Annotated in this window: 24 protein-coding genes; 4 read left to right on the forward strand and 20 right to left on the reverse strand. The window is 72.3% G+C overall.

Annotation, left to right across the window (positions count from 1 at the left end; genetic code table 11):
- Positions 1-48 precede the first annotated feature (48 nt).
- The 15 genes from DQ384_RS00530 to DQ384_RS40840 form a co-directional block, all read right to left on the reverse strand.
- On the reverse strand, positions 49-552 hold the full coding sequence (locus tag DQ384_RS00530; protein WP_114026641.1) for a Pycsar system effector family protein: 504 nt from the start codon (positions 550-552) through the stop codon (positions 49-51).
- Between the two features lie 168 nt (positions 553-720).
- On the reverse strand, positions 721-1,668 hold the full coding sequence (locus DQ384_RS00535; protein WP_114026642.1) for a HEAT repeat domain-containing protein: 948 nt from the start codon (positions 1,666-1,668) through the stop codon (positions 721-723).
- A 112-nt stretch (positions 1,669-1,780) separates the two neighbouring features.
- Positions 1,781-2,905: a RapZ C-terminal domain-containing protein gene (locus DQ384_RS00540; protein ID WP_114026643.1), complete on the reverse strand. Its 1,125-nt coding sequence runs from the start codon at positions 2,903-2,905 to the stop codon at positions 1,781-1,783.
- A 125-nt stretch (positions 2,906-3,030) separates the two neighbouring features.
- Positions 3,031-3,423, reverse strand: coding sequence for a hypothetical protein (locus tag DQ384_RS00545; protein WP_114026644.1), 393 nt, complete (start codon positions 3,421-3,423; stop codon positions 3,031-3,033).
- A 269-nt stretch (positions 3,424-3,692) separates the two neighbouring features.
- Positions 3,693-6,023 (reverse strand): serine/threonine-protein kinase, encoded by a 2,331-nt coding sequence (locus DQ384_RS00550; protein WP_114026645.1) that lies wholly within the window; start codon positions 6,021-6,023, stop codon positions 3,693-3,695.
- A 55-nt stretch (positions 6,024-6,078) separates the two neighbouring features.
- Positions 6,079-7,833 (reverse strand): hypothetical protein, encoded by a 1,755-nt coding sequence (locus tag DQ384_RS40820; RefSeq protein ID WP_114026646.1) that lies wholly within the window; start codon positions 7,831-7,833, stop codon positions 6,079-6,081.
- Positions 7,830-8,111 (reverse strand): hypothetical protein, encoded by a 282-nt coding sequence (locus DQ384_RS00560; protein WP_114026647.1) that lies wholly within the window; start codon positions 8,109-8,111, stop codon positions 7,830-7,832. The genes DQ384_RS40820 and DQ384_RS00560 overlap by 4 nt, the downstream gene beginning before the upstream one ends.
- On the reverse strand, positions 8,108-9,217 hold the full coding sequence (locus DQ384_RS00565) for a DUF2637 domain-containing protein (RefSeq protein ID WP_181870945.1): 1,110 nt from the start codon (positions 9,215-9,217) through the stop codon (positions 8,108-8,110). Before DQ384_RS00565 ends, DQ384_RS00560 begins: the two co-directional genes overlap by 4 nt.
- Before the next feature lie 8 nt (positions 9,218-9,225).
- Entirely contained in the window at positions 9,226-9,483 is a 258-nt protein-coding gene (locus DQ384_RS00570) for a hypothetical protein (RefSeq protein WP_114026649.1), read from the reverse strand.
- The gene (locus DQ384_RS00575) at positions 9,483-9,707 is read right to left on the reverse strand and encodes a helix-turn-helix domain-containing protein (protein ID WP_114026650.1); all 225 of its coding nucleotides are present in this window, start codon (positions 9,705-9,707) and stop codon (positions 9,483-9,485) included. The genes DQ384_RS00570 and DQ384_RS00575 overlap by 1 nt, the downstream gene beginning before the upstream one ends.
- Before the next feature lie 155 nt (positions 9,708-9,862).
- A complete protein-coding gene (locus DQ384_RS40825; RefSeq protein ID WP_181870946.1) occupies positions 9,863-10,033 on the reverse strand; it encodes a hypothetical protein in 171 nt (56 codons plus the stop codon).
- A gap of 1 nt (position 10,034) precedes the next feature.
- A complete protein-coding gene (locus DQ384_RS00580; protein ID WP_147268591.1) occupies positions 10,035-10,517 on the reverse strand; it encodes a hypothetical protein in 483 nt (160 codons plus the stop codon).
- Positions 10,518-10,663: 146 nt separating this feature from the next.
- On the reverse strand, positions 10,664-10,813 hold the full coding sequence (locus DQ384_RS40830; protein WP_181870947.1) for a hypothetical protein: 150 nt from the start codon (positions 10,811-10,813) through the stop codon (positions 10,664-10,666).
- Positions 10,810-10,968 (reverse strand): hypothetical protein, encoded by a 159-nt coding sequence (locus DQ384_RS40835; protein WP_181870948.1) that lies wholly within the window; start codon positions 10,966-10,968, stop codon positions 10,810-10,812. The genes DQ384_RS40830 and DQ384_RS40835 overlap by 4 nt, the downstream gene beginning before the upstream one ends.
- The gene (locus DQ384_RS40840; RefSeq protein WP_181870949.1) at positions 10,965-11,129 is read right to left on the reverse strand and encodes a hypothetical protein; all 165 of its coding nucleotides are present in this window, start codon (positions 11,127-11,129) and stop codon (positions 10,965-10,967) included. The genes DQ384_RS40835 and DQ384_RS40840 overlap by 4 nt, the downstream gene beginning before the upstream one ends.
- Positions 11,130-11,402: 273 nt before the next feature.
- Between DQ384_RS40840 and DQ384_RS00585 the strand changes: the two genes are divergently transcribed.
- Complete coding sequence (locus tag DQ384_RS00585) at positions 11,403-12,746, forward strand: helix-turn-helix domain-containing protein (protein WP_484378253.1); 1,344 nt, start codon at positions 11,403-11,405, stop codon at positions 12,744-12,746.
- On the opposite strand, the gene DQ384_RS00590 is transcribed toward DQ384_RS00585, so the two are convergent.
- Both DQ384_RS00590 and DQ384_RS00595 read right to left on the reverse strand, forming a co-directional pair.
- Entirely contained in the window at positions 12,739-13,758 is a 1,020-nt protein-coding gene (locus DQ384_RS00590; protein ID WP_114026652.1) for an NAD-dependent epimerase/dehydratase family protein, read from the reverse strand. The genes DQ384_RS00585 and DQ384_RS00590 overlap by 8 nt on opposite strands.
- Entirely contained in the window at positions 13,755-13,982 is a 228-nt protein-coding gene (locus DQ384_RS00595; protein WP_114026653.1) for a winged helix-turn-helix domain-containing protein, read from the reverse strand. The genes DQ384_RS00590 and DQ384_RS00595 overlap by 4 nt, the downstream gene beginning before the upstream one ends.
- A 436-nt stretch (positions 13,983-14,418) precedes the next feature.
- On the opposite strand from DQ384_RS00595, the gene DQ384_RS00600 reads away from it, so the two are divergent.
- The 3 genes from DQ384_RS00600 to DQ384_RS00610 are packed head-to-tail and all read left to right on the forward strand — an operon-like array spanning position 14,419 to position 16,362.
- The gene (locus DQ384_RS00600) at positions 14,419-14,820 is read left to right on the forward strand and encodes a TraR/DksA family transcriptional regulator (protein WP_114027018.1); all 402 of its coding nucleotides are present in this window, start codon (positions 14,419-14,421) and stop codon (positions 14,818-14,820) included.
- Positions 14,793-15,440 (forward strand): signal peptidase II, encoded by a 648-nt coding sequence (gene lspA / locus DQ384_RS00605; protein ID WP_342769347.1) that lies wholly within the window; start codon positions 14,793-14,795, stop codon positions 15,438-15,440. Before DQ384_RS00600 ends, lspA begins: the two co-directional genes overlap by 28 nt.
- Positions 15,433-16,362 carry an RluA family pseudouridine synthase gene (locus DQ384_RS00610; protein WP_114026655.1) on the forward strand — a complete coding sequence of 310 codons (930 nt, stop codon included), beginning with the start codon at positions 15,433-15,435 and terminating at the stop codon, positions 16,360-16,362. Before lspA ends, DQ384_RS00610 begins: the two co-directional genes overlap by 8 nt.
- 36 nt (positions 16,363-16,398) lie before the next feature.
- On the opposite strand, the gene DQ384_RS00615 is transcribed toward DQ384_RS00610, so the two are convergent.
- The 3 genes from DQ384_RS00615 to DQ384_RS00625 all read right to left on the reverse strand — a co-directional run bounded on the left by DQ384_RS00615 (position 16,399) and on the right by DQ384_RS00625 (position 22,222).
- Entirely contained in the window at positions 16,399-17,910 is a 1,512-nt protein-coding gene (locus DQ384_RS00615; protein ID WP_245966157.1) for a serine/threonine-protein kinase, read from the reverse strand.
- 76 nt (positions 17,911-17,986) lie between these two features.
- Positions 17,987-19,606, reverse strand: coding sequence for a serine/threonine-protein kinase (locus DQ384_RS00620; RefSeq protein ID WP_114026657.1), 1,620 nt, complete (start codon positions 19,604-19,606; stop codon positions 17,987-17,989).
- Positions 19,607-19,837: 231 nt separating this feature from the next.
- Positions 19,838-22,222, reverse strand: coding sequence for a serine/threonine-protein kinase (locus DQ384_RS00625; protein ID WP_114026658.1), 2,385 nt, complete (start codon positions 22,220-22,222; stop codon positions 19,838-19,840).
- Positions 22,223-22,446: the final 224 nt, after the last annotated feature.

Here is a 22,446-nt window from a genome sequence, read left to right on the forward strand (position 1 = left end):
GGTGTTCTCCTTGGGACGTCGCAGGCCGTGGAACGGTGTGAGCGCTGGTCAGATGAGGGCCCCGATGGGCAGGGTGGCGATCAGGACGGCCAGGGCTGCGTACATGAGGCAGGCTGCGGTGCGCAGCCGCCGGTACTTGGCCATGGCGATGGTCGACAGGCGGATAACGTCGGAGGCGCGTCGGCGTGGGGCGTCGGCGTCGTCGGCGAGCACGGCCAGGAACTGGCCGACGTCGCATCCGGCGTGGGCGGTGAATCCGGTTCCCTGCCTGGGGCGTGGTAGCGCGGGCAGGATGACGCCGAGCAGGACCGCGACGGAGGCGGCCAGCAGCACCACCGTGGCCCACAGCCCGGCCTGGACCGGCAGGGGCAGGTGCGCGGCGGCGGTGGTGCCGACGGCCAGGGCGGCCAGCAGCGAGAACGCGGTGCCGGCGAAGGCGAGCAGCGTGCCCGCCTTGCCGTCGCAGCGGGCCAGCTCGGCGCGCACGGCGGCGGCCTCGACGTCGAGCGTGGCCACGACAGCGGCCGCCGCGAGGTCGGGGAGAGTCGTCATGATGGGAGGTACCTCCTGGTCTCGCTGTTTGTTGGATCGGGGATGGTGCGGGCGCGTCCGGCGTGGACGTTCTTGGCGGAAGGCCACGCCGGTACGCGCCCGTCGTGCTCGGGGGGACGGTCAGGCGAGTAGCTCGGCGAGCATCGCCGCGGGGGCGCGGAAGGCCGGTTATCGCGCTCGTGCCGCCTGGCGCACGTAGGGCGAGCGGTCCGTGGTGCGCAGCCGGATGCGGGTGTCCTCGGGGCAGCGGGGGTTCATGGCCGCGTTCTGGCGGATCTGCACCGGCTGCCGGTAGTGGGTGAGCGCGGTGAGCGTGGCGGGCGGGCAGGCCGGGTTGACCGCCAGGCGCGCGCGCACTCGCGGTTCGGGGTCGGTGGCCAGCCACGCGGCCACGACCGGCGGGAGCGCGGGGTTGCCGGCGGCGCCGAGCCGGACGTCGAGGCAGTCGTCGCGCATCAGCGCCGTCAAGGCCGGTTCGGGAGCGGCCGGGTTTTGCGCGACGCAGGCGCGGACCAGCGGCTCGGGGTCGGCCGCCAGGACGGTCAGGACGCCGGGGCCGGCCATCGCCGACTGGGCGGCGCGGCAGCGTACCCCGGGCGCCTGGTCGCGGGCGGCTGCCTGGACCATCTGCTGGGTGAGGTTCGGGTTGAACATGGCGCCCATGCGCTGCCAGTCGCTGCCCAGTACCGCGAGGGTCTCCAGGTGCTCCTGCGGCAGCGCGGGGTTGCCGGTGGCGGCCTTGCTGATGATGGCGTACGGGCTGTAGGCCAGATCGAGCAGCACGTCCGCGGGCGTGGCCCGGTTCTTGGCGACGTAGGTGCGCACGGTGATGAACCGGCTTTCGGCCAGGACGCGCAGGGTGTGCTCGTCGGTGCCGGCCGTGGCCAAAAGCGCCTCGGCCAGCGACCGCAGGTGCTCGGCGAACGTCTGCTCGCCATCCCCGAGCAGTTCCTGCGGGTCGCGGTCGCGCGCGGTCTGCTCCTCGGCCCCGCGGGCGAAGCTGGCCAGCTTTTCGGCCACGGGGGAGGCCACCAGCAGCACCGTGAGGTAGTCGAGGTTGTCGATGGTGTACGGGCCGGGCCAGTCGAAATGCGGAAGGAACCGTCGAAGGGTCATGATGGGGGTTACCTCCTGATCTGGTGGATCGGGGATGGTGCGGGCGCGTCCGGCGTGGACGTTCTTGGCGGAGTGGCGACGCCGGTACGCGCCCGTCGTGCTCGGGGGACGGTCAGGCGAGTAGCTCGGCGAGCATCGCCTGGTGCGCGGCGAACACGGTGCCGCCGAGGGCGGCGAGGTGGTCGACGAGCTGCTCGTAGGTGTCGGAGGGGATCCATTCGGCGCGGTCGGCGTCGTCGGCGCCGGTCAGCGTGGGGAACTGGTCGCGGGGCCGGGTGCCCATGTGGGCGCGGACGGGCACGGTGACCATCCATGCCTCGTCCGAGGCGCGCGGGTCGGGGACGACGCGGGCCGGGAGCGCGATCAGAATGGCGTCGTTCTCCCCCAGGGCGAGCCCGGTCTCCTCGGCGAGCTCGCGGATCGCGGCGTGGGTGGGCTCCTCGCCGGTGTCGACCTTGCCGCCGGGCAGGGCGCATCCGTGGCCGTCTCCGCGCCAGATCATGGCGATGTACCGGTGGCCGTCCTGGTCGTGGAGGGTGGCGATGGCGTCGGCGCAGACCTGCTCTCCCCAGTGCCCGAGCTCGTTACGTCCGTAGCGGATGCCGGTCGGCGCGCAGGGGTTGAGCGGGCGGCCGGCCACGACCTGGAACGGCACCAGGGCGGCGGCCTGCCGGGCCTCCCAGTCGATCTGCGAGGGGTCGGTGATCGGGTCGGCCCATCCCTCGGTGACGCCCCGGCTCAGCACGTCGGGGTCGGTGTGGGTCACGGGCTGGTCGTCTGCGTGGTGGGCCAGCGTGAGGAGAGGCTTGTCGACGTCGCGGTGTTCGACGGTGACGTCGATGCCGAGCAGGGCCAGCTCGTTGGCCAACGCTTCGGTCAGGGCTACCGAGCGGTGGCGGCCGCCGGCGCATCCGATGGCCACGCGCACCAGGTGTTGGGGGCGGCCCGTGGCGTCGTGCAGCATGTCGGCGGTCATCGTGGTCAGGTTGCGCACCAGACCACGCGCGCCCGGAGTGATCATCACGTGCAGGTACACGTCCGCGGCCAGGCCGGTCTTGTCGCGCATGGCCGCGTCGTGGTGCGGGTTGCGCAGGTACCGGCGCGCGTCGATGGTCAGTTCGGCCTCGGGGGCCGGGGCGTGGCCGTAGCCGAACGAGGTGACCGTGACCGCCTTGGCGGCCGCCGTCGTCGCCGTGGCCGTGGCGGTGGAGCTGGGGGCGGTGGAGTTGAGGGCCATGAGGTTCCTCTCCTGACGGTGGGGGCGGGGGAGCCGGTCCGCTCCTCCGGGCACCCGCCCGGCCCCTTGGAGAAAGGGCAGGGCCGGGCGGGCACCCGCAACAGCGACGGGCCGAGGGGCCGGGGTCAGACGTTCCACTCGTGCGTGGCCGGGGCGTCGCCGGCCCGGCCGGTGCTGAGGTAGTGGTGGAGCCTTTCGACCCCGGCCAGGAACTCCTCCGCGGTCGGGGGCAGGGTGTGGCGGTGGGTGAGGTGGGCGGCCGTCACGTTCCTGTGGTGGCGCTGGATGGCCTCGGTGCGTGCCTCGATGTCGCGCAGGCCATCGGCGGCCTCGGCCCACCGGGCCAGCGGGTCGACGGCCCGCAGGACCTTGCCGGCGTCGGCGAGGTCGGCTGGGACCAGGAGGACGGCGGCGGTGCTCAGCACCGCGCGGCGTAGCTGGTCGCAGGCGTAGGCCGCCCGGCCCGAGATGGGCGTGGTCGGCGTGGTCGGCGTGGTCGGCGTGGTCGGTGTGGTCATTGCGGTTCTCCCTTGGTTGCGGTGAGTGATGGCGAATGGTGATGGCGGCAGGCGGTGGGCGGTGCCGGGGAGGGCGAAGGCGTGGGGGTCGTGGGGGTGTGCGGGTGCTCCGGGGAGGGGGGGTCCGGGGCGTTCCGAGGCTCTCGGGAGGGGGGCTGGTTCGCCCCGCACACCCCGCACACCCCGCCGTTTGAGCTGGTCAGGCGGGTGTGTGGGGTACACGTGGGGGGTCGTGCATGGTGTGGGGGGTACACGTGTACCCCCCACGGTCAGGCGGTGGCCCAGTTGGCGACCTCGCGCGGCACGTCGATCTCGCCTCGGGCGATACGCTGCGCAACCGCGACGAGGTCGCCGCGCTCGTAGCCGCGGCCGCGCTGGCCGCCCCGGGAGAACGGGTTGGGCAGCGGAGCGACGCCCAGGGGGCGCAGCAGCGCGGCCAGGGCCAGGACGTCGCCGCGCTCGCCGTCGTGGTCGACGGCGAGGATGCCGAGCGCGGCGGCCAGCTCCTCGCTGTGCAGCCGGGTCGTGCGCGCGGCGTCGAACACCTCCAGGGCGCGGCGCAGGATCTGGGGGACGGGACGGGCTGGGGCGGCGGGGAGCTGGTCGAGCTGGGGACGCTGCGCGGCGCCGTGCCCGTCGCCGGGCGCGGTGGTCTGCTCGGCGTGCAGGCGGCGGGGACGGGGCGGGTCGGGCCAGGCCGCCGCCCGCGAGACGCGCTCCCCGCTGGCGGCCGCGGCGCGGTTGCGGAGCAGCTCGTGCGGGGCGGGCCAGGCCGAGGCCGACCCGGTGACCTGGGCGACCGGCGCAGCAGGCCGGGGCACCGGGTGCGCGGCGCGAGGCTGGCTGTAGGGCTGACGGCGCATCGGCACCACGGGGGCGATCTCGGCGCCCTGGCCGCCGTGCTCCTGGCCATGCTGGTAGCCGTCGAAGTCCTCGTCTTGGTCGCCGAGGTCGGCGAACGCGGCGCGCATCCGCTGGTAGCGGGTGGCGTAGGCGTGGCCGGCGACACGGGCGCTGGCCTCGTCCAGCTCGGGGCGGCGGCGGCTGATCTCCAGTGAGGCGGCGACGATCTGGGCGGGGTTGATCTCGGCGACCTTCAGCGCCCGCGGGGTGGTGGTGCCGTCGCGGCCGAACGCGCACCCGGGGCCGGCCAGCTCCTCGGGGTCGATCGCCCGGTACATCTGCGCGGTCATGCCGAACAGGTAGGTCAGCTCGGCGGGGTCGGAGACCAGCATGCCGACCGCCCACGCGCACTGGGTGATCACGTCCCGGGAGATCAGCCCCTGGGTCGCCCGCAGGCTGGACAGCACGACGTTGACGCCCTCGTTGCGGGCGATCCGGATGACCTCCTCCAGGCCGTCGCGCAGCTTGCCCTTGGGACTCTTTGGCTGGTGGCGGGGGTTCATCACCTCGGCGCCCTCGTCCAGCATGATCAGGATCTCGGGCAGGGCGGAGGACACCGGCAGCAGGTTGCTGTTGGCCTGGATCTTCAGCTTGCGGTAGGAGCGCTTGCGGTCCTTGGCGATGCGGATCGCGGCGTCCACCATGACCTGCGCGTCCTCGATGGTGCAGGCGGCCCAGTCGATCGCCGGGCGGCCGGTCTGGCCCTCCAGCCAGGCGTGCAGCCACGGCTGGGACATGCCGCCGCCGTTGAGGTCGATGTGCCAGACCAGGGTGTCCACCGCCCGGCCGTTCTCGCCGGTCACCACGTGCAGCAGGTTCGTCTTACCCGAGCCCTTCTGCCCGACGATGAGCCCCGAATGCTGGCGCAGCTCAGCTTGGGCGGGGGCGCCGTCCTTGTGGAACCCGTAGGTCATCGGCTCGTTGACCGACCGGGGCGACAGCTCCCCGGAGTACGGGATGGACTCGTGCAGCCGGTTCTTGGTCGCGACCTTGAGCAGGAACTCCCCGCGATGGGCACCGGGGAGCACTTCGACGCCGCACCCGGCCGGGAGCTGGGCGTCGGTGGCCAGCGCGTCGGCGCGCATGGCGACAAGGCTTCGGGTCGGGGTCTGCCCGCCCGCCCCCTGCAGGGGCAGCAGGCAGGTCAGAGTGAGTCCGCCGCCGCCGGGCCAGTGCTTGACGTCGGTGACCTCGATCCGGGCCTTGCAGACCCGGAAGAACCGGGCCTGCCACTGCTCGGCGATGACCGCGTCCCGGCGCAGCAGCACACCCGTGCGCGTCTGGCCGCCGGCCACCGAGGGCCGGGGCCGGGTGCGGTGGGCCAGGGAGTGGAACACCACCGACCCCAGCGCCCCGACCCCGAGCGTGAGCATGCTCTCCCGGGTCCACGGGGTCGAAGCGGTCAGGCCCCAGGTCAGCCAGCCGCCCGCCCCGGCCCAGCAGCCCAGCCGGTAGAACAGCGCCGAGGGGGCGAGGTTGCGCTTGTGGGCCTGCACGATCGCTCCGGCGCATCCCACGGTGGCCGCCGCGACCGGCCAGAACGGCGCGACGTCGGCCACATCGCCGAACGCGGCCGCCGCGGCCAGGGCCAGCGTGCCCATACCGGCGGCGCTGACCGGGCCGCGCGGGGCGAGCGACCAGTCCAGCCGCCCGGCCCCCGATGTCGAGGTCTTCTTGCTGTGCTTGGCGGTGGTCACCGTGGGATGTCCCTTCTGGATGTGCGGGTGGATCAGGAGCGCGCGCCGGGCCGGGTCAGCCGACGTTCCACTTCTCCTCGCCGGTACGCGGCGCCTCGTGGCGGGCCATGTCGGCCTCGTGCACGGTGCGGAAGTGCGGGCCTACCTGCTCAGCGATCTCGACCAGCGAGATCAGCCCCGTGTAGAGCTGGCCCAGCAGCTCGATCACGCTGGGGTCGATCGGGTACTCGCTCTCCCACCGGGTGGTGATCGTGCGGATGGCCAGCGCGACGTTGGCCGGGACCTCGCCGAGCATGTCCATGTGCATGGCCACCTCGGTCATCTCGTCGGTGCCGTAGGACGCGGCGGCCGCGTGCATCTCGGCCGACAGCGTCACCAGCGGAAACCCAGAGCTGCTGGACTCGGACATACGTGATCTCCTTGGTTGGTCCGACGACCGGGGCCGGGGCTGTCCCGGGCGGCCGGCGGGGGTGGATGCATCGGCCGTGCCGGTCTGCTCCGGCTCGGCGCTCTTGCGGATGAACAGCAGTTCCTGGCCGCACTCGCAGGTCAGGGCGCGGGCGGTTTCCCCGGCGGCGAGCGTGACCGTGTGCGTGGCGCCGCACCGGGCGCACGTGGCGCTCACCGTGGTACCGGAAGGGGTGGCCTCGGGAGCGGCGTCCGGGGCGGCCGTCTGCGAGCTGGTCTCCTGGCCGGTCTGCGTCTCGGCCTCGCGGCGGGCCTTGCGCTCGGCCAGACGGCGCCGGATCGGGCCGCTCAGCCACGCCACCAGCGCCACCAGCTCGGCGACCAGCCGCACCCGGCCCCGCCCCCACGCCTTGCGGGACGCCGCGCGGGACGCCTTCCAGCCCTTGGCGCCGGCGGCCGCCCGCCAGCTCGCCGACGCCCGGCCGCCGGTCACCCGGTCGGCTAGCGCGGCCGCGCGCCGCCCGGTGGCGCGGGCGGCCTTGCCGGTCCAGCTCGCGCCTTTCCCGGCCGCCCACTTGGCCGCCCGCCCGGTACGGGCCCCGGCCCGGCCCACAGCGTGCGCGGCCCGCACCGCCGGACCGCCCGCGCGCCGTCTCCCGCCGCTGGTCGCACGCGGCACGCCCCCACCTCCACGAGTACGGGACCGGCCTCCACCGCCGCCCCCAGAGCCTGATGAGCGGCCGGACGAACCACGACCGCGGGAACCACCACCGCCGCCCAGGGCCGAGGCCAGACGGCCGAACGCCCGCCGCGCCCCGCCACCAGCACCGCCGCCGCCACGGCCGCCGCCCGGCGTGCCCAGACGCGACCCGGTACGCCCGGCCCGGCCGCCCCCGCCAGTGCCCGGCCGGCGGCCACCGGCCGACCCGCCGCCACCCGCGTGGCCGCCACGGCCGCCGCCCATCAGCGAGCCCAACCGCGGCCACGACGACGAACCGCCCAGCCCGGACGCGCTCCCGCCTCCGGACCGGCCTTCACGCCCCTCGCGGCCCCGGCGGAACCGGGTATAGGCCGCCCCACCGGCAGCGGCGGCACCGGCGGCCAGGCCCCACGGCCCCGCCACCTCGAACAACCCGTAACCGCCCAGCCCGGTGGCCAGCACCCCGGCGGCCAGCAACTGCCCGGCCGCGATCCCCGGCCGCTCCTGCTCCTCGTCCTGGTCGCCCTCGTCCTCTTCGCCGTCCTCCTCGGCAGGCAGGCGGGGGTCGGGCGCCTCCTGGAGCAGCTCGGCGTCCTCGCCCTCGGGCACGTCGACCGGAACGGCCGGGGTGGCGGCATCGCCGGGGCCAGCGGTCGCGGTATCGGTCCGGGTGCCGGTCGTGGTGTCGGTCTCGGTGGTCATGGCATCGCTCCGCAGTCGAACAGCGGCTCCTGTAGCTCGCACACCTCGCACGGCTCCCACACGCGGCGGTCGTGGCGCCCGGGGTCGTTGCACTGCTTCGCTGCCGGGACCTTCGGCAGGCCCGCCACGTGCTCGTTCAGGTCCCACTCGGCCAGACGCCGCGCCGGGTGTTCCTGGCCGGTCGCCCCGCACGTGCAGGCCAGGCGGTAGAACCGGTGGCCGGTCTCGTCCCTGTGGCGCTCGATGGCCGGGAGGTGCCGGACGACGGCGGGCGTCATACCGCCACCTCCCGGCCCCGGTCCTCAGTCGCGCCCTGGTCCCCGGTCGCCTCGTTGCGGACCTTGGAGACCCAGCCGATCGACCAGCCGGTCTTGTCCGCCAGGTCGCGCACGCTCGCACCGGGGGTGTTCACAACGAGGCTGCGCGCCTCGGCCTCCAGTAGCCGCGGGGCGTTCACCGCGGGCGTCTTGCGGGTGTTCGCCAAAGCGTTCACGCCGCCGCGCGCAGCGTTCAGGGCCTGACGTTCGCGGCGTTCACGGGCGAGCGCCTCAGCCCGTTCACGGGCCTGCCGCTCCTGTTGTTCACGCGCCTGACGTTCACGCTCGGCGTGCTCGCGCTGCTCGCGTTCACGGCGCTCCCGCTCAGCCTGTTCGGCCTGCTGGCGCTCGGCCCGCTGCTGGCGCTCCCGCTCCTGCCTGCGCTCCTCCCGTTCGGCCTCCTCGCGGCGCAGGGCGGCCTCGGCCTCGCGCTGCTCACGGGCCGTGCGTGCCTCGTGCTCGCGCCGCTGCTGCTCCAAGGTGGCGGCGTGTTCACGGGCTTCACGCTCACGCCGCTCGGCCCGCTCCTGCTCGCGTTCACGCTCGGCACGCTCGCGCTGTTCACGCTCACGCTCGGCCCGTTCACGGGCCTCACGCTCGGCCCGCTCGTGAACACGCTGCCGCTCGGCCTCCGCCTGCTGTTCACGCTCGATCCGATCCAGCGCCCTGGCGATGGCCCGCCGATAGGCCAAACCGGCCTCAGCGGTCACGATCAACAGCAACGGGGCGACCGCGTGGACAGCGACCCCGGCAAGATCCTTCTTCCACGCCGACTCGCCGACGTTCAGCGCCACCGTGAACAGGCCGGTGAGCCAGCGCAGCACCACCGGCCAGGCCCCGCCGCTGCCCCCGAGCCGGGACACCGTCGAGTCCAGCCGGATCACGATCACCACGGCCGCGTCGACGACGACCGGCAGGATCGGCGCCGTCCAGTCCCACCCATCCGGGGTGACCCGCACGACAAGCGGCGTCACCGTCAAGACGCTGAACAAGATGGCGCCCGCGGTGATGGCCCACGTGCCGACGTTCAGCGTCCTCTCGGCCGCCACGATCTGCTTCTGCGACAAGGGCGCCTTCATCGGCCGGCCTCAGTCCTGCGCGAGAACCAGCGACGGCGGGGCTGCTCGCGCACCGCGGCGGCCAGCTCCCGCACGGCGGCGGCGACGTCAACCAGCCAGGTACGGACCCCGGCGAGGGTGATACCGATGCCGGCCAGCTCGTCGCGCACCTCGGTCAGCTCCTGACGGGGCTCGGCCGCCCGCTCCATCTGGTCGCGAATCTCGGCCAGCGTCCGGAGCGCCTGGCTGGCCTCGTAGCCGTATTCCCTGCTCATCAGGCACCGCCCTCCCCGGCCTCGCGCTCCAGCAGCGCGACGTAGTCGCGGATGGCGGTGGCGGGGATGAGCCGGGCGCGGCCCTCGCGGACCGAGCGCAGCCGCCCCGAGCGCAGCAGCTCGTAGATGACGCTGCGGCCCAGCCCGAGAACCTTCATCGCGTCCGGGATGCGGTAGAGCTGGATGTCGTCGGCGATTTTGGTGACGACGAACGCGGTCGCCATGATGGATGTACCTCCGTTGGTGGGGGCGCGGCCCCGACGCTGCTTTGGTCGGTGAGGTCGGGGCCGCTTGAACTTCCGGTGGTGCTGGAGCAGGCGCTCCGGGCACCCGTCCGGCCGGGGCAGACCGGATGGGCACCCGCAACAACAGCTCGCGGTCAGATCCGGCCAAGGCGCTCTTGCTCGTCCAGCCACGCCTCTTCGCGCTGGTGGATGCGCTCGCGCGCCTCGTTCATCGCCGTGCACAGCGCCTCCACCGGCCCCACGCCCTGCGCGCGTAGCTCGGCCTGACGCTCGCGGTAGATCTCCAGATCGCTCTCGCCGCCCATCTCAGATCCCCCCGGCACTCGGGGTGTAGGGCGCGCAGCGCGGGCACACGTGCGGCATCGCGGTCAGCGGCACGCCCGGCAGGGCGAACATCTCGACCTGGCAACCGGAGCACGCCACCCGCTCACCGAGCGTCCCGGCGAGCTCGGGGCCGTCCAGGGCGGCCAGTTCGTCGGCGTCCACGGCGGTCCACACGTCCACCGCGACGCCGTGCAAGGCGCCCCGCGCGTGCAGGGATCCGCCCTTCTCGCGCGGGATCCAGCGGCGCAGGATCACCGGGACGCCCAGCAGCGCGGCGTAGACGCTCAACGCCTTCAGCCGGGCGGCCAGATCGCCGGAGTAGTGGCTGATCTGCCCCGCTAGGTCGCCGGGGCTGATCGCGTACACGTTCCATTGGACCGGCGGCAGATCGCCCCGCTCCAGCAGGTCCACCAGCAGCCGCGCCGCGGCAAGCTGCCCGGTCGCGTCCATGACGGCGGCGCTCATCGGCCACCACCAGCCGCGGCAATGCGATAGGTGAAGGGCATGGTTGGGCTCCTTTGCAGAGAGGGAGGTGGGCGGAGCGGCTGCTCCGGGCACCCGCCCGAACCCCGAGAGAACCGAGGACCGGGCGAGCACCCGCAACAGCGGCGCTACCGGCGCGGCGGCCGGGACGCCGCAGGGGGAATCCGCACCGGCCCCGGAAGCGCCGGCGGCCTGTCCTTGCCGGACTTGCCGGACTGCTGGGACTCCGACAGCGCGACCAGGTCGAGGGCGTAGCCCTGCACATCCCGGCGTGTCACCGGCGGCCGCCCTTGCGGTCGTGGTCGTGGTTGATCGGGTCGGAGCTGACCGCACCGCACGAACAGGTGTGCAGCGGGCGCGTCGGGCCGGAGTTCGCGCCCGCCGGCCACTGCTGACCGCGGGCGGTCTGCTGGGTCTGCTTGGCGTCGCTCATCGGGTCGCCTGCCCCGCCTGCTGGCCCTTCTTGGCCTGCTGCTTGTCGTACTCGTCGCGGACGTTGCGGCCCGGGTTGGTGCCGGGCCACCCCGAGGGACGCTCACCGTCGGGCCAACCCGCGTGGAGGGGGATGTGGTCAACCGTCGTCTGTCGTGCCATCCTGGGAACTCCTTGTTTGAAGACCTGGGGCGACGTCTTGGTCGATGGGCGCCCCAGGTCAAGGGACAGGGATCGATTGATCAGGCCCTGGCGGGCAGCCACCCGCCGGGGCCTTCTTTGCGCCTCCTCAACTGGTGCGCACCAGTAGTAGAGCAACTGGTGCGCACCAGTGTCAAGCGCTTCTGGATGTTGGCGTTTCCTTGCGTACTCAAGTGAACGTCTATGGACCCACTCCAGGCCATGCACAAGCAGTGCATCGACCCTGCATTTGTGATGCACTTGCCATGTAGGCATGCAGGTGGAGGACCGAACCCGGGGAGATCCGTAGTGGTTATCGATCTTTGGACGGGGCGAAAGGCGGGCGTTCTTAGAGCGGCCCTACGGCTGAGCGTTGAGGCGTTTGCGCATCATCTGGGTATCGCGGTTCGGACGGTGGCAAAGTGGGATGCGGAGCCCGAAATCATTCCGCAACCGTCCATGCAGCAACTATTAGACGTCGCACTTGAAAAAGCGCCGGAGACGGTGAAGGCTCGATTCGGACTGCTAATGGAGGCAGGGGCAAAGCAGTCAAGCGACGTGCAGCGTCCCGAACCGCGAGAGGTGATGATGGCTGCTGCGCAAGAGTCGGCGGAAGATGCGGCATTGAGGGCTGTACGGTGCGACGTCGATTCCATCAATGACCTTCACGACCGAGTCGTCAGTGTGGCCCGTGCCTACTCGTCTCGGCCGCCCATGACCGTGTTCGCTGATGCGCGAGCAACGCGCGATCTCACTCGCTCCCTGGTGGAGCAGACGCGCCGGCCCTCCGAGTTGATTGACCTCTACTTTGTAATGGGCAAGACCAATGCCTTGATGGCGTCTATCGCCTTTGATCTAGGTAACTGGCAGGCTGCGGGAACGCTGGCGAACTCCGCCACCACGTACGCTGATCTCGCCGGACATAGGTCATTGCAGGCATGGGCTCTCGGTTTGCAGGGCACTCTGGCGTTCTGGCGTGAAGAGCCAACACGCTCGCTTAACTTCATCGCCCGTGGACTCGCAGTCGCTCCTGAGGGGGCCTCGCGGTATCGATTGCGGTACATCGCTAGCCGTGCTCATGCAGTCAACGGCGACGCCGGAGCGGCGGCTGAGGTGCTAGCGGCGGCGGAACGGGATCGAGAGGCAGCTCAAAAATACCCCGATGAACTGCACGATGAGATTCGTGGAGAGTTCACGTTTGATGATGCTCGTGCGGCCGCGTGCGCGGCCGCCGCGTGGCTTCATCTCGGGGATGGGAAGCAAGCGGCTCGTCACGCCCAGCTGGCGCTTGACGCCTACGCTGTGGTCCCAGAAGCGCAGCGTCCCTTCTCTCCGGTTACGGGAGCCCGGATTGACTTGGCGGCAGCTCAACTGCTGTTGAGGGACCGAGACGCGGCCGAGGATGAGCTGAGCACGGTTTTTGCCCTTCCATCCGTGCTACGCAATGCCTCCCTGACTGGCCGAATCGGGAGAGTTAAGTCTCTGCTGGATGCCCCACGATGGAGAACGGACCCCGGTGCCAAGGAATTGGCTGATCGAATCACTGATTGGCTAGGGGATACGGCATCCAGGCCAGAATCAGTTGAAGGGGTCATCTAGTCAAAGCTGCGAGAATCGCCTGCTCTCGGCTGAGATCCAGGCCAATCTCGCTAGAGCGAACGTTTATTTGAGCCATGGGGGAGTTGAGCAGCCATTCCCAGGTGTCCTGAATGGTCCTGCTCAACGGTCGGCATGTCAGGCCGTGCGCGAGAGCGCTACTGGAGTCCACTTGCCACACGCCGGGGAATGTGCGCCAAAGTGGTAGCTCGGACCATTGGCGCACTCCACTCCTGAGCAGAATGTCATCTGGCACCCATACGAATTCCGGCTCGGCCTCTGTGGCCTTGGCGCAAAAGTTTAGAAATCCGCCGAACGTCTCGCCGTCGACGGGAGCTGTGACATTGAAGGCTCCAGAGGTGCCCTCGGTAATACAACGGAGAGCGAACAGTGCGACGTCTCTGACATCAACCGGCTGAATCGTTCGCTCCGGCTTCCCCGGCGCTAGCGTGCGGCCTCCCTGGGCGATACGTCGCAACCACCATGGAAGCCTGCCGACGTACTCGTGTGGTCCTAGTACGACGCCGGGCCGGAGCACGGTAGTGCGCTCGTCGCCAAGGCTGATACGCACGGCCATTTCACAGCCGGACTTCTGATAGCCGTATCTGGTTGGACCGTCCTCGACGTCTACGCCGTAATTCTCGTCCGCGTCCGGAGGGCATTCCAGCAGAGACGATTCCGTTGTGAGCGGCTTAATCGGCCAGTCAGCGTAAACGCTCACCGAGGACATGAACAGGTAGCGACTGGTGAGGGGGGCAAGGGTACGGGTAACGCTCAACACGTTTCGGGGCACGTAGCCGGAGGTGTCAATCACCGCGTCCCATGACCCGGATTGCGTCAGTCTCACGACGTCTTTCGGCGCGTAGCGGTCGCCGCGAATCGCGGTTACTCCGCTTACGTCTTCACCAGTATGGCCGCGATTGAAAGTTGTAACCTCGAAACCTTGGGCGATTGCCTCGGCAGCTATAGCACGGCCGATGAAGGCAGTACCGCCGAGAATGAGCAGCCGCGTCATTTCGTCTCGTCGTTCGCAGCGTTGGCGAAGTATCCGCGGCCATGTTCGCTGCGAACGATCCCCTCAGCGGCCAGCTTCATCAGGACTAGCCGCACGGTCGTGCGGCCGGCCTCAAGCTCTGCTGCAAGGGTGCGTTCGGAGGGGAGCCGACCGCCCGGGCCCAGGTCTCCTGACGTGATCAGCTCTCGTATCGAGCGCTCGACGCGCTCTGTCACTTCCCCCATGCTCGACGGGACTCCTCGACTGAGTGCGTGGTGGTGCGCACCACTGTAGTGCGGCCGCAGTGCCGGGTGACGCGATGCCCTCCTGGGGAGGCGCTCTGGCCGTGAGGGCTGCCCCGGGCATGGAAGGAGCGTCGACAGGGGACACATATGTGGTGGATCGGCAAGCGTGACGTACGTCTCAGGTATGGAGCACTTCCGGTTTGCGGAGATCTCTGGAGTGACTACCTGGGTGACAACGACCCCGGACCTAGCCGCACGCTGGCGAACTTTGGCGTACAGCGCACCAGGTCGCGCGGGAAAGGCCACGCTGACCAGGTAGATCCAGGATTACGGATGGCGTAAACGGTCGGCGCGTCGTTTGTTCTTCCGAAATGGCCGACCTATGCTTCCCGCACTGTTCATCTGGTCGATCGGCGAGGAGACCTTCATGGCGGGTATGACGCGGGCGGCCAAGACCGCCACCGAGACGAGCGGCGACGCCGTATGGACCGATCGGGAACTGTCGGAGGTGCGCGCCCGCCTGCACGGGGAGACCGAGGAGCTCGGCGCCGAGGTCGCCAGGGCCGAGTCACAGATCGCCTCCGGCGACATCAGCGACAGCGCCGGGGACGACCAGGCGGACGCGGGCGCCAAGACCTATGAGCGCGAACGTGAGATCGCCCTTACCCTGAATGCGCGCGACCTCATCGCGCAGAACGAGCGGGCGATCGCCCGCATCGACGCGGGAACATACGGAGTGTGCGAATCGTGCCACAAGCCGATCGGCAAGGAGCGCCTGCAGGCGTTCCCGAGGGCGACGCTGTGCGTGTCGTGCAAGCAGCGGGAGGAGCGCCGCTGAACACCCCGCCGGACGCCTCGGGCCGCCCTCCCGGTGGCCCCGGGCCCGCGCGCGCCCGGCGGATCGGCGGCCTCGTCGTCGTCGCGGTCCTCGTCTACGTGCTCGACCTGATCAGCAAGACCATCGTGGTACGGGAGCTGGAGGGCAAGGACCCGCTCCGCCTGGTCGGCGACCTGCTCCAGCTCCGCGTCATCCGCAACTCGGGGGCGGCGTTCAGCATCGGCACCGGCATGACGGTCGTCTTCACCGTCATCGCCCTCGGCGTGGTGATCGCGATCCTCCGCACGGCGCGGCGGCTGCGCAGCGTCCCGTGGGCGATCACCCTCGGCCTGCTGCTCGGCGGCGCCCTCGGCAACCTCACCGACCGCCTCTTCCGCGCTCCCGCCCCCCTGCAGGGACACGTCGTCGACTGGATCGAGGCGTTCCCCGGGCGCTTCCCCGTCTTCAACGTCGCCGACTCCGCGATCGTCTGCGGCGGCATCCTCGCCGTGCTGCTCGCCTGGCGAGGGCACCAGCTCGACGGGTCCCGCGCGGGCGACGGGCCCGCGGCCCCCGCCGAGGACGCCGCCACCGAGCCCTCCCAGGAATCCCCGGAGCGGGGAGGCGAGCGGCATGGGTGAGCAGCGCAGTCTCCCGGTGCCCGACGGGCTGGAGGGCGAGCGCCTCGACGCCGCGCTGGCCCGCCTCTTCGGCTTCTCGCGCACCCTGGCCGCCGAGCTGATCTCCGCGGGGGACGTCCAGGTCGACGGCGCTCCCGCCGCCAAGTCCGACCGCGTGCACGCCGGCGCGTGGCTGGACGTCGTGATCCCCCCGCCGCCCACCACGCCGATGCCCGTCGCCGAGCCCGTCCCCGGCATGCGCGTCCTGTACGAGGACGACGACATCGTCGTGGTGAACAAGCCGATCGGCGTGGCGGCGCACCCTACGGTGGGCTGGACCGGCCCGACCGTCATCGGCGGCCTGCTGGGCGCCGGGCACAGGGTCGCCACCAGCGGCGCGGCCGAGCGGCAGGGCATCGTCCACCGCCTGGACGCCAACACGACCGGCGTCATGGTCGTGGCCAAGAGCGAGGTCGCCTACTCGCGGCTGAAGCGGGCCTTCAAGGAGCGCACGGTCGAGAAGCGCTACCACGCGCTGGTCCAGGGGCACCCTGACCCGCTGCGCGGCACCATCGACGCGCCCATCGACCGGCATCCGGCGGGGGACGGCAGGTTCGCCGTGGTCGCCGGCGGCAAGCCGTCGATCACCCACTACGACACGATCGAGGCGTTCCGGGCGGCGTCGCTGCTGGACATCAGGCTGGAGACCGGTCGCACCCACCAGATCCGCGTCCACATGGCGGCCACCCGCCACCCCTGTGTGGGCGACCTCGCCTACGGCGCCGATCCGACGCTCGCGGCCCGCCTCGGCGTGACCCGCCAGTGGCTGCACGCGGTCTCGCTCGCCTTCGACCACCCGGTCACCGGCGAGTGGGTGACCTTCACCAGCGACTACCCCGCCGAGCTGGCCCGCGCCCTCGACGTGGTCCGCGCGGAGTCCTGACCGGCGGCGGCCCCGAGGGCCGTCTCACACCCGGCCTCACACCCCGGGCAGCGGGACGTTCCCGCCATCGTGGCGGTCGCTCAGCGCGCCCTGGTCGTTCTGATCGCCGGAACCGTCGTGCGGCGCGCCGATGCCGTCACCGGGCGGCACGGTGTTCTGGCCGCCCTGGTCGGTGTCGCGCTGGTCGCCCGCGTCGTTGCCGTCGCCCTGGTCGTCGGAGGTGCCCGACTCCTTGGTCTTGGTGGGCTTCGGCTTCGGCGTGGGGTCGCCGGTGGGGCGGTCCTTGTTCTTGTCCTTCTTCTTGTTCCTGTCCTTGTCCTTGTTCTCGTCCGGCTTGCCGGTCCCGTCCTGGCTGGGCTCGGGGGACGAGCGCCGCGGCTGGGGCACCGGGTTCACCTGCCGGGGCGAGGTGTTCTCCGGGGTCCGGCGGGTCACCGGCTCGGCCGTGGTCGGCTCGGCCGTCGGCGTGACGGAGACGGTCACCCGCACCGTGGGGGAGACCATCGGGGTCAGGTTCGTCCCCTCCGACCTGGCCGTCACCCAGGCCAGCCCCCCCGCGACCAGGCCCACCGCCAGGACCAGCGAGGTGACCCCCGCGACCGCGATGCCGCGCCCGCCCGAACCCGGCTGCCGCCCTTTCCGAGGCACAGGGGCCGTCATCGGAGGGACGGGGGTGGCGGGATGGGTGTCGGACGCGGGCCTGGGCGCCGGGACGGGCACGGCGGCGGGCGCCGTCGGCTCGGGGTGGATGCCCGCCGCGACCATGCGCAGGCTCCGCTCCGCCGCCTCGGCGGTGAGCCGCCGCGCCGGGTCCTTCTGGAGCAGGCCGGCGAGGACGGGGGCCATCGGGCCCGCCAGCCGCATCGCCGCGGGCGGGTCGTGCATCACGGCGCCCAGCGTCGCCAGGGGGTTGCCGCGCTGGAAGGGCGAGCGGCCCTCCACCGCGACGTACAGTGTCACGCCGAGCGACCACAGGTCGGAGGCGCGGGTGGCCTGCCCGCCCGCCGCCCGTTCCGGGGCGATGAACGCGGGCGTGCCGATCAGCGTGCCGGTGCGGGTCACGGGGGAGTCGTCGTCGAGCATGGCGATGCCGAAGTCCGTCAGCACCGCGCGCCCGTCGCGCTTGTCCAGCAGGACGTTGTCGGGCTTGACGTCGCGGTGCAGCACCCCGGCGTCGTGCGCGGCGCGCAGCGCGGCCAGCACCTCCAGGCCGATCGTCGCCGCGCGGGCCGGGGGGAGCGGCCCCTGGTCGCGGACGACCGCGCCGAGGGTGTCGGAGGGGACCAACTGGAGGACGATCCACGGGTGGCCGTTCTCCTCGAAGACGTCGTAGACGGTGGCGACGCCCGCGTGGCTGACCCGTCCCGCGGCCCGCGCCTCCCTGAAGGTCCGCGCGGTGAAGATCTCGCGCTCGGGGCCGGTCAGCTCCGGCGGCGCGATCAGTTCCTTGACGGCGATGTCGCGGCCGAGTATCTCGTCGCGGGCCCGCCAGACGGTGCCCATTCCGCCGCGTCCGATCGGCTCCAGCAGACGGTACCTGCCTGCCACGACTCGGTCTGTGACCTGGGAGGATTCCGGCATAATCGCCGAGCTACCCGAAAAAGCCGGGCACATGCCCTCGGAGTCAAGTAGGTCGGAAACTCCTCGCAAACGTATCAAAATAGGCAGATTGTGCTGCCCATTGCCCGTCCGGGGTGTGCAGGTAGATCGCGAAGTGCCGCCCGTCGGCCGAGGTGAACGCGCGATCCCGGACGTGGGCCCGGCCCGAGTCCATCTGCCAGGTGAACTCCCAGTCGGCCGCCGGCCGCCCCTTGTACGTGAGCGACCGTAACCAGACCAGCCGGTAGCCGGGCAGCCGGCCCTCGGCCAGCGACTGCCTCTCGACCGTGCGCAGCGCCGTCAGCGGATCGCCGTCGGCCCAGCGGGTCAGGTCGACCAGCAGGTAGCTCCCCGAGCCGGGAGGCCGGTACCAGACGCGGGCCGGCTCGCGGTCGACCTCCTTCCAGCCGGGCGGGAGCGCGATGGTGAACCCCAGGCGGTCGGGCTGGGTGCGCCACCCGCGCGGCACGCCCGTCCGGGTGGGCGACGGCGACGCGGCCGACGGCTCGGCGGAGGTGGCCGACGGCTCGGCGGTCGGCGGCTCCGGGCCCGTGGGCACGCCCGCCGAGGCCGTCAGGGTCGGCGCGTTGGGCGGGTCCGGCGTGGCGCCGTCCACGAGCCTGGCGAAGCCGTACCACCCGGCGGCGACCACCACGAGCGTCAAAGGGACGGCGACGAGCACCCCGGCCAGGCCCGGCCGGCGCCGCGGCTTCGGCACGGGAGCGGACGGGCTCGTGGACCACGGGATCGGCATCTCGGGCGAGGTGGCCGCCGGCGCGCCCGCGGGCTCGGCGCGCCGGCGCGCCTGCCTGCCCCCGCGCGGCGCCTCGCCCGCCGCCACCCGGCCCAGGGCCTCGGCGGTGTCCGCGGCGGACATGCGCCGGGCCGGGTCCTTGCGCAGCAGGCCGTCGAGCACCGGCGCGAGCGGCCCGGCGTGGCGGGCGGGCTCCGGCTCGTCGTGGAGGACGGCGGCCATCGTCGGCACGGGCGCGCCCCGGTCGAACGGCGGCCTGCCCTCCACGGCGGCGTACAGCGTCGCGCCGAGGGACCACAGGTCCGACTCCGGCACCGCGGGAAGGCCCCGCAGGCGCTCCGGCGGCAGGAAGGCGGGGGTGCCCGTCAGGCCGCCGGTGGTGGTCAGCGCGGTCTCCATGGGCATCGTGGCGATGCCGAAGTCGGTCAGCACGACCCGGCCGGCGTCGGTGAGCAGGACGTTCTCCGGCTTCACGTCACGGTGGAGCACCCCGGCGGCGTGCGCGGCGCGCAGGGCCCCGAGCACCTGGACGCCGATCTCGGCGACCCGGCGCGGAGGCTGCGGCCCCTCCTCGCGCAGCACCTGGCCGAGCGAGCGGGACCGCACGAGCTGCATGACGATCCAGGGCCGGCCGTCCTCCTCGATGACGTCGTGCACCACGACCACCGACGGATGGTCGAGCCGCCCCGCCGCCCGCGCCTCGCGGATGGTGCGCATGTTGAACGCCGCGCGCTCCTGCTCGCTCACCGCGTGGTGCAGGACCTCCTTGACCGCCACCGGCCGGTCCAGCAGCTCGTCGTGGGCGCGCCAGACCACCCCCATGCCGCCCTGGCCGATGGGCTCCAGGAGCCGGTACCGTCCCGCCACCCGCCGCCGCGTCTCCGCCGTCACCTCGCCCCCTTCGCTTCGGTTTCCGATCGTCCCACAGTGTGCGGGGCCGGGACACCCGGCGAGGGCGCGCCGGTCGTACTCGGAGGGCGTGCGGTTCGAGCGGATCAGGCGCGAAGGGCTGAGCGTGTGAGGGACGCCGGCGCGATCGTCACCGGGGGCCGGGCGTCACGGGCCTGACCCCCGGCACTCCCCGAGCCGCCGGACGTCCGGGGAACGGCGCGGCGGCGTCCGTCACTTGGCGGGCTTGAAGGTGGCCGCGAGGGTCTCGAAGAGCTTCTTCTTCTGCTTCCAGTCCTTGTCGTCGGTCTTGTACAGCAGCGCGTAGCCGTTGTTCTTGTCGGTGACGAAGCCGCGGTCGATCACATGGGACCGGAACCGGCTGTCGCCGAAGGTGAACTCCCAGTCGGCCGCGGTCTGCCAGTACCCCTTGACCTCCCGGATCGCGACGAGCCTGTAGCCGGGGAAGTTCCGGCTCATGCCCGGCACGTCGCGGTGCCAGACCTTCAGCGCGTCCTTCTCCGGGCTGGAGGTGTGGTGGACCTCCAGGTAGGTGTGCGAGTCCCCGCGGAAGCGGACCAGGCCGTTGCCCCTGCCGTCCTCGCTCCACCCCTTCGGCAGCGCGACGGAGAACCCGCTGGAATGCTTGTACTTACGCCAGCCTTCCGGGACGTCACCCGGGCCGATCTCGGTCGGCTTGGGGCTCGAGGACGGCTTCGGCGACTTGCTGGGCGTCGCCGCCGGGGAGGACGCCGGCGTCGAGGGCTCTCCGGACGGCGAGGATGTCGCGCTGGAGGGCGGGCCGGTGGCCGGGGAAGTGGCGTCGCCTCCGGACGCCGACGCGCCCGCTCCGGGCGACCGGGGGTCGGAGGCGTCGCGCGCGCCCAGCCACAGCGCGACCCCGGCGACGACCAGCACGATGGGGATGATCACCAGGGCGAGGCGCGGTATCGGCAGTGACCGCCGGGGGTGGCTCCCCGCCTCGCCGGGCGGAGGCCCGACGGTCGTCGGCGAGACGCGCGAGGTCTCCCAGAAGCCGGAGAAGGCCGAGGACTCGGGAGCCTCCGCGGAGACGGCCACGGGGCGCTCGGCGGCGAGGGGGCCCGGCGCCGCGGGGGCCTCCTGCCGGGTGTCCCCGTACGGACGCCGCCGCGTCTCCTGTCGCGTCTCGGGCTCGACGTGGCCCTCCTGCCGGAGCGTCCGCGCCGGGTGCCGCACGTCCTCGGCGTCGCCCGCCCGCGCCTGCGCGGGAACGGTGGGCTTGACCGGCTGGACGGGCGCGATCCTCGCGGAGGCGTTCCCGGAACCCGCCTCGGTCGCCTGGGACGACGCCGGGGTCGTGCTCTCCGGCGGTCCCTCGCCGGACTCGTCGTCCTCGTCCGGCGTCTCCTGCGCCGGGGCGGGCACCTCGGCGTGCGCCGCCTCCTCGTAGGCCTTCGCGTCCTCCTCTACGGGGGCGACCTCCGAGCCGTCCTCCGCCTCCTGAGGCACGCCGGCCGCCTCGGACGAGCCGTCCGCGGGCACGTCGCCGCCGGGTGCGTTCGGGGCCGGCACGGGGGCCTTGAGGGACTGCGGGGGCGTGGAGACCCCGGTGGCAGGGATGAAGGACGCGGCCTCCTCGGCCGAAGTGGAGGCCGGAGGCGGGACCGCCGCCGGGGATGCCTCCTCGGCCGGAAGGGGGACCGCGCCCTCGGGCCGGGGCCGCTTGCGCGGGGGGCTCGTCGCGGGGATCGGATGCGGGGCGGCGGGCAGCGTCTGCATGCTGGACCGCGGCGTGGCGGAGCGGTCCTCGGCGATGGCACGCAGCATGCGCTCGGCCTGGTCGAAGGTCAGGCGGCGCTGCGGGTTCTTTTCCAGCAGGCCCATCAGCACGGCGCCGAGCCGCCCGGCGCGCGGCGCGGGCTCGGGCTCGTCGTTCAGCACGGCGTGCATCGTGGCCATCGCCATGCCCTTGTCGTGCGGTGGGCGTCCCTCGACGGCGGCGTACAGCGTGGCGCCGAGCGACCACAGGTCCGACTCGCGCTGGGCCGGGTACCCGCGCAGCCGTTCGGGCGCGATGAAGGCGGGCGTGCCGACGAGACCCGTGCGGGTCATCGTGGTGTCGGTCTCCATGCGGGCGATGCCGAAGTCCGTCAGCACGACGCGGCCGTCGTCGGTGAGCAGGACGTTCTCGGGCTTGACGTCGCGGTGGAGCACCCCGGCGGCGTGCGCGGTGCGCAGGGCCTCCAGCAGGCGCAGCCCGATCTCGGCCACCATGCGGGCCGGCAGCGGCCCCTCCTCGCGCAGCACCTGGCCGAGGGACCGGCTGTCGACGAGTTGCATGACGATCCAGGGGCGGCCGTTCTCCTCGATGACGTCGTGCACCACGACGACGTTCGGATGGCTGAGCCTGCCGGCCGCGCGGGCCTCGCGCAGCGTGCGGCGGTTGAGCTCGGCGACCTCGTCGTCATCGGGGTCGCCGGGGTAGCGGACTTCCTTCACCGCCACGACCCGGTCGAGCAGCTCGTCGTGGGCGCGCCAGACGACGCCCATGCCACCGCGGCCGATCGGTTCCAAGAGCTGGTAGCGGTCGGCTACGCGGCGTCCCTGCTGCCGTCCACCCGGCCGTGCTTCCGACATCACCCGCCGCTACCCCCTTTCAGGCGACTGAATCGTCCCATAGCGGTGCGCACGTGCAAACGCGGATCCAGCGAAAGCGTCCGGTATCTGAGATATCGTGTCCGCCTGGTGGCCGTCGCTGCTAACCTCGATGCCGTGACTTGCCGTTTCGTGTTTACGAGGCCGGTTTCGGGAGAGCCGGTCGCCGTCGACATGATCTAGCGACCAACCGGAGCCGGCACAGG

Source organism: Sphaerisporangium album (assembly GCF_003323745.1).
In the GTDB taxonomy this organism is placed as follows: Bacteria; Actinomycetota; Actinomycetes; order Streptosporangiales; family Streptosporangiaceae; genus Sphaerisporangium; species Sphaerisporangium album.